The sequence below is a fragment of the Streptomyces sp. URMC 123 genome, from assembly GCF_051386515.1.
Classification (GTDB): domain Bacteria; phylum Actinomycetota; class Actinomycetes; order Streptomycetales; family Streptomycetaceae; genus Streptomyces.
Map to the genome: position 1 here is coordinate 1 of NZ_JBPQTV010000419.1, position 4,780 is coordinate 4,780.

Annotated in this window: 3 protein-coding genes; all 3 read left to right on the forward strand. The window is 72.7% G+C overall.

What is annotated here, in order from left to right:
• Nucleotides 1–129 precede the first annotated feature (129 nt).
• The 3 genes from ACSNOD_RS28510 (at nucleotide 130) to cimA (ending at nucleotide 4,713) form a co-directional block, all read left to right on the forward strand.
• The gene (locus ACSNOD_RS28510; protein WP_436769956.1) at nucleotides 130–1,314 is read left to right on the forward strand and encodes a TolB family protein; all 1,185 of its coding nucleotides are present in this window, start codon (nucleotides 130–132) and stop codon (nucleotides 1,312–1,314) included.
• 105 nt (nucleotides 1,315–1,419) lie between these two features.
• Nucleotides 1,420–2,790: an MFS transporter gene (locus tag ACSNOD_RS28515; protein ID WP_436769957.1), complete on the forward strand. Its 1,371-nt coding sequence runs from the start codon at nucleotides 1,420–1,422 to the stop codon at nucleotides 2,788–2,790.
• Between the two features lie 276 nt (nucleotides 2,791–3,066).
• Nucleotides 3,067–4,713 carry a citramalate synthase gene (cimA, locus tag ACSNOD_RS28520; protein ID WP_436769958.1) on the forward strand — a complete coding sequence of 549 codons (1,647 nt, stop codon included), beginning with the start codon at nucleotides 3,067–3,069 and terminating at the stop codon, nucleotides 4,711–4,713.
• The last annotated feature ends 67 nt before the right edge of the window (nucleotides 4,714–4,780 follow it).

Sequence of the window (4,780 nt, forward strand, 5' to 3'; positions counted from 1 at the left end):
CCCCCGTACGCCGCCGACACCCGCCTACGCCATCGGGCGGATTGACCCCCCACCCGCCCGTGCGGTTGCATCCCGGATCACGGAGCGCACCGGAAGGTGCCGTTCGTACCGGGGGAAACGGGGGAGAACATGTCGTTCGTCGCGCGCGCGGGCACCGTGGCCGGGGTGGCCGCGGGGCTGGTGATGGTGGTGGGGCTGGGGGCGCCGGGACCGGCGGGGGCCGCGCCCGGCGACCGGCCGCGGGTGGAGCTCGTGAGCGCCGCCGTCGGCGGCGGCCCCGGCAACGGCCTCTCCGAGCAGGCGGTGCTCAGCAGGGACGGGCGGTACGCCGTCTTCGCCTCCGACGCGTCGAACCTCGTGCCGGGCGACACCAACGGCCTGCGCGACGTCTTCGTCCGCGATCTGCGCGACCGTACGACGCGGCGGGTCGCGGGCCCGCCCGGGACCGCCACCGACCAGCCCGCGCTCAGCGCCGACGGCCGGTACCTCGCCTTCACCGCCGCCACCGGGACCGGGCACAGCAGCGTCCACGTCCGCGATCTGCGCACCGGCGCCACCGAGCGGGTGGACGTCGGGCTCGGCGACTACGAGGGCGGCGCGGCGCGCGAGCCGGCGATCAGCGCGGACGGCCGCCAGGTGGCCTTCACGGCGCGCGCGGGCGACCCGGAAAAGGCCGACGGCAGCCGCGTGTACCTGCGCGACCGCGCCACCGGCCGCACTGAGCGGATCAGCCATCAGCGCCCGGACTGGCAGCCGCGCGACGCCTTCGCGCCCACCCTCTCCGACGACGGGCGCACGGTCGCGTACCAGTACAACCACTCCAACGGCCCCCGCGCGGACTGCTGCGACGCGTATCTGCGCGACCGCGCCACCGGCGCGCTCGTCCAGCTCGACGCCCGGCACGACGGGAGCGCGGCGACGCGGGAGTCGATGGAGCCGTCCCTGAGCGCCGACGGCCGCCGCACCGTGCTGGAGTCCGCCGACACCGGTCTCGTCCCGGGCGACGACGACAACGCCTGGAACGTCTTCGTCCGCGAGGTGGGCACCGGCGCGGTCCGGCGCGTCCAGCACGACGGAGGCGGCCCGCGGGACGCGTTCACCCGCTCCCCGGTGATCAGCGCGGACGGCCGCCATCTGCTCTACCGGACGTGGGAGGCCGGGGTGTTCGTCAAGGACCTGGACTCGGCGGCCCCCGCCCGCCGGGTCGTGGGCGGCGCCGGCGAGGTACGGGTGCGGCCGGGCGCGCTGGGCCGGGACGCCTCCCGCGTGGTGTACGACGACTACGCGCAGGTGTACGTCCGGTACCTGCGCTGAGCCTCCGCGCGCGGCCCCGCGTGAACGCAACGCACGCAAGTACGCGGAACCGTTGCCCCGCACACCCTTGTCGCCGGTCACGGCCGTCCGGCAGCGTGACCGGCCATGGGACGAGAACAATGGAAGAAGATCTGGGTCGGCTCGGCCGGCAACATGGTCGAGTGGTTCGACTGGTTCGTCTACGCCAGCTTCGCGACGTACTTCGCGAGCTCCTTCTTTCCCAGCGGCGACCCCACCGCCCAACTGATGAACACCGCCGCCATCTTCGGCGTCGGCTTCCTCATGCGGCCGGTGGGCGGCTGGCTGCTCGGCAGGGTCGGTGACCGCAAGGGCCGCAAGGCGGCGCTGACCCTGACCGTCACCCTGATGTCGGCCTCGGCCGTGCTGATCGCCGTGGCCCCGACGTACGCGGTCGCCGGCTACGGCGGCGCGGCCGTGCTGCTGATCGCCCGGCTGCTGCAGGGCGTGTCGGTGGGCGGGGAGTACGCCGCGAGCGCCACCTATCTCACCGAGGCGTCCACGCCGGAGCGGCGCGGCTTCGCCTCCAGTTTCCAGTACGTCTCCATGACGGCCGGTCAGATCGTCGGGCTCGGGCTGCAGATCGTGCTCCAGCGCACCATGTCCGACGAGGCGCTGCACAGCTGGGGCTGGCGCATCCCGTTCGTCATCGGCGCGCTGGGCGCGGCGGTGGTCTTCTATCTGCGGCGCAACATGCTGGAGACGGAGGTGTTCGAGGAGTCCTCGGACGACGTCGGCGCGGGGTCCGGCCCCGCGAAGGGGTCCGCGGCGGGGGCCGGGAAGGGGACCGAGCGCGGCACCCTCAAGGCCCTGTGGCAGCACCGCCGCGAGGCGTTCCTGGTGATCGCGCTGACCATGGGCGGCACGGTCGCGTACTACACCTACACCACCTATCTCACCAAGTACCTCTCCAACAGCGTGGGCCTGCCCAAGCAGACCGCCACCCTGGTCAGCTTCTGTGCCCTGATCGTCTTCGCCTGCCTGCAGCCGCTCGCCGGCATGCTCTCGGACCGGATCGGGCGCCGCCCGCTGCTGATCACCTTCGCGGTGGGCTCCACCTTCCTCACCGTGCCGATCATGACGATGCTCAAGTCGGCGGACAGCTTCTGGCCCGCGCTGGGGCTCGCCCTGCTGGCGCTGGTCGTGGTCACCGGCTACACCTCGATCAACGCCTGTGTGAAGGCGGAGCTGTTCCCGACCGGCATCCGCGCGCTGGGCGTGGCGCTGCCGTACGCGATCGCCAACGCCCTGTTCGGCGGCACGGCGGAGTACGTGGCGCTGTGGTTCAAGGACTCCGGCGCCGAGTCCGGCTTCTACTGGTACGTGGCCGGCTGCGCCGCGGTCTCCCTGATCGTCTATGTCTCGATGCGCGAGACGCGGGACATCGACCTGCACCGGGTCGGCCGCGACCGCGCCGCGCCGGCGGCCGAACCGGCCGCCAAGGTGACCGCATCCTGAGACGGGAAGCCCACGGGGGCGGCGCTGTGCCAGACTGCCCCCGTGCTCTCGTTCGCCATCATTATGGGCAGGGCGCGCCGGTCCGCTGTGACCGTTCCGTAGGACCCGTTACGGAGCGGCCATCGTGTCCCAGACCCGCGCGCAGACCTCTCGCACCCGCGAGGGGTCTTTTCGTTTTCCGGCCCACCTCGCCGGACGCGGAGCGCGCGGGATCATGGAGGACGGTGGAATCGGCAATTCCGGTAGACCGAGATCCCGACAGGAGTCAGAGCAGCAATGACGGCAGACAGCTCATCGAGCGCGGCAGACCGCTCACCGGGCGACGGCGACGTCGATCTCCACGACGGCTTCCATGTCTTCGACACCACCCTGCGCGACGGCGCACAGCGCGAGGGCATCAACCTCACCGTCGCGGACAAGCTGACCATCGCCCGGCACCTCGACGACTTCGGCGTGGGCTTCATCGAGGGCGGCTGGCCCGGCGCCAACCCCCGCGACACCGAGTTCTTCGCCCGCGCCCGCACCGAGATCGACTTCCGCCACGCCCGGCTCGTCGCCTTCGGCGCCACCCGCAGAGCCGGCTCCACCGCCGCGGCCGACCCCCAGGTCAAGGCGCTCCTCGAGTCCGGCGCCCCGGTGATCACCCTGGTCGCCAAGGCCCATGACCGGCACGTCGAACTCGCCCTGCGCACCACCCTCGACGAGAACCTCGCGATGGTCCGCGACACCGTGTCGTACCTGTGCGCCCAGGGCCGGCGCGTCTTCGTCGACTGCGAGCACTTCTTCGACGGCTACCGCGCCAACCCCGACTACGCCAAGCGCGTGGTGCGCACCGCCCACGAGGCCGGCGCCGATGTCGTCGTGCTGTGCGACACCAACGGCGGAATGCTGCCCGCGCAGGTCCAGGCCGTCGTCGCCACCGTGCTCGCCGACACCGGCGCCCGGCTCGGCATCCACGCCCAGGACGACACCGGCTGCGCCGTCGCCAACACCCTCGCCGCCGTCGACGCGGGCGCCACCCACGTCCAGTGCACCGCCAACGGCTACGGCGAGCGGGTCGGCAACGCCAACCTCTTCCCCGTCGTCGCCGCGCTGGAGCTCAAGTACGGCCGCCGGGTGCTGCCGCCCGGCGCGCTCGCCGAGATGACCCGGATCTCGCACGCCATCGCCGAGGTCGTCAACCTCACCCCGGCCACCCACCAGCCGTACGTCGGGCTCTCCGCCTTCGCCCACAAGGCCGGGCTGCACGCCTCCGCGATCAAGGTCGACCCCGATCTCTACCAGCACATCGACCCGGAACGGGTCGGCAACACCATGCGGATGCTCGTCTCCGACATGGCCGGCCGCGCCTCCATCGAGCTCAAGGGCAAGGAGCTGGGCATCGACCTCGCCGGCGACCGCGAGCTGGTCGGCCGGGTCGTCGAGCGCGTCAAGGAGCGCGAGCTCGCCGGCTACACCTACGAGGCCGCCGACGCCTCCTTCGAGCTGCTGCTGCGCGCGGAGGTCGAGGGCCGGGCCCGCCGCTACTTCCGCATCGAGTCCTGGCGCGCCATCACCGAGGACCGGCCCGACGGCACCCACGCCAACGAGGCGACGGTGAAGCTCTGGGCCAAGGGCGAGCGGATCGTCGCCACCGCCGAGGGGAACGGCCCGGTCAACGCGCTCGACCGGGCGCTACGGGTCGGGCTGGAGCGGATCTATCCGCAGCTCGCCGCGCTGGAACTGGTGGACTACAAGGTCCGCATCCTGGAGGGCCGGCACGGGACGCGGTCCACGACCCGGGTGCTCGTGTCCACCGGCGACGGGCGCGGCGAGTGGTCGACGGTGGGCGTGGCGGAGAACGTGATCGCGGCGTCGTGGCAGGCGCTCGAGGACGCGTACACCTACGGGCTGCTGCGCGCGGGCGTCACCCCCCAGGACTGACCCCCCTCCCCGCGGGTGGCGCGCGGCCCTTGTCGCCGCACGCCGCCCGTGCTACACCTACGAGGCC

Coding starts and splice junctions, on each gene's coding strand:
- ACSNOD_RS28510 (WP_436769956.1), top strand. CDS start 130: ATGTCGTTCGTCGCGCGCGCGGGCACCGTGGCCGGGGTGGCCGCGGGG.
- ACSNOD_RS28515 (WP_436769957.1), top strand. CDS start 1,420: ATGGGACGAGAACAATGGAAGAAGATCTGGGTCGGCTCGGCCGGCAAC.
- cimA (WP_436769958.1), top strand. CDS start 3,067: ATGACGGCAGACAGCTCATCGAGCGCGGCAGACCGCTCACCGGGCGAC.